This is a genomic window from Streptomyces sp. NPDC031274 (assembly GCF_055570235.1).
Genome location: NZ_JBVIHP010000192.1, coordinates 1 through 1,541, shown reverse-complemented (window position 1 = coordinate 1,541; position 1,541 = coordinate 1). Strand labels below are relative to the sequence as shown.

Sequence of the window (1,541 nt, the reverse complement as noted above, 5' to 3'; positions counted from 1 at the left end):
GCTCACCGTCGATCAGCACCTGTGGTGGTTCCGGACGGCCTACCGCCTGAACGGGACCGGCCGCGCGGAGGAGCTTCTGGAGGAGCTGCACTTCACCGAGTACCGGCACACGCGCGTGGAGCAGCTCAGTGGAGGCACCCGGCAGAAACTGAACCTGACCCTGGCGCTCATGCACGACCCGCACGTGCTGCTCCTCGACGAGCCGTACCAGGGCTTCGACTGGGAGACCTACCTGCGGTTCTGGGAGGTCGCCGCCCGGCTGCGCGACCGGGGCCGCTGCGTCCTCGTCGTGTCGCACTTGGCCTGGGACGACGGGCGCCTCGACATCGTCCATCGGCTGCGGGACGGCGTGACGACACCGTGGACCAGGGAAGGCCATCCGATCGGCGCCCCAAAGGCCGTCCGGTGAGCCGCTCGTGGGAAGTGTTCCGCACAGGTGTCGGCTTCGCACTCCTGGAACACGCCCGCAACCGGCTGGCCCTCGTCTTGGTCATCGTCTACATCCCTCTCTGGCTGACGCTGGAGCACTGGTTCGTCACCCCCGCTCCCCTGCGCTTCCTGCTGCGCGCGGCCGGGCGGACCGTCACCGTCGACGCCAATCACATGACGATGGTGTCCGGGGCCATCAACACGGTGACGCTCATCGTCGGGTTCATGATGTTCATGACGACCTTCAAGGCCCTCGCGTTCGACCGCAGGCTCGCGCTCGCCGGATACCCGCGCATGGGTCTGCTGCTGAGCAAGGTCATCGCGATGACACTCGCCTCCGCGCTCATCGCGGCGTACGCCACGGCCGTGGTGTGCTGGTACTGGGACCCGGTCCGGCCCGTCCTCCTCGCCCTCGGCCTGTTCACCTCCGCCATCAGCTACGGCGGCATCGGCATCCTGCTCGGCGCGTTCCTGCGCAACGAACTGGCCGGTCTCTTCGTCATCATCATGGCCAGCCTGCTCGACACCATGCTGCAAAACCCCATGAGCAACGCAGGAGCCGACAAGGACGGGCTTCAGCTCCTTCCCGGGTACGGCCCCACCCAGGTCGCGGTCGCCGCAGGCTTCACCTCCTCGGTCACTCCGTACGGTCATCTGCTGCTCGGCGCGGCCGCGTTCTTCGCCCGGACCCGCAGCCACCTCCCCGCGCCCTCCGACCCGCTGCCGACAGGGAGAACCACGTGAACCGCCACGACGTCCGCTTCACCGGCGTATGGCGAGCACCGCTCGCGCCGGACGCCGTGTACGCAAAGCTCGCCGACGTCACGGACTACCCGTCCTGGTGGTCGGCCTTCCGCTCGGTGCGCCGGACCGGTGGACGCGACTGCCTGGTCGTCATCAGATCCCTGCTGCCCTATGAACTGACGGCCCGGCTCACGCCCGTGGTGGAGGACCCGATCACGCGCGTCCTGGAAGCGGCCGTGGACGGTGACATCGCGGGAAGCATCCGCTGGAGTGTGGGACCCGACACACGCCACGGTTGCGTGGCCCGCTTCACCGAGCACGTCACCGTGCGCAAGCCCGCGCTGCGGCGCTGGATGCCACTGGCGCGG

At 68.7% G+C, this 1,541-nt stretch carries 3 protein-coding genes; all 3 read left to right on the top strand.

The window, feature by feature from the left end; all coding sequences use genetic code 11:
• The coding region (locus tag ACZ5CR_RS44870; RefSeq protein WP_468869354.1) for an ATP-binding cassette domain-containing protein at positions 1 to 409 on the top strand (409 nt) is incomplete at its 5' end.
• Complete coding sequence (locus ACZ5CR_RS44865) at positions 406 to 1,173, top strand: ABC transporter permease (protein WP_468869349.1); 768 nt, start codon at positions 406 to 408, stop codon at positions 1,171 to 1,173. The genes ACZ5CR_RS44870 and ACZ5CR_RS44865, both read left to right, overlap by 4 nt.
• Positions 1,170 to 1,541: SRPBCC family protein (locus ACZ5CR_RS44860; RefSeq protein ID WP_468869345.1), on the top strand; the 372-nt coding region annotated here is incomplete at its 3' end. The genes ACZ5CR_RS44865 and ACZ5CR_RS44860, both read left to right, overlap by 4 nt.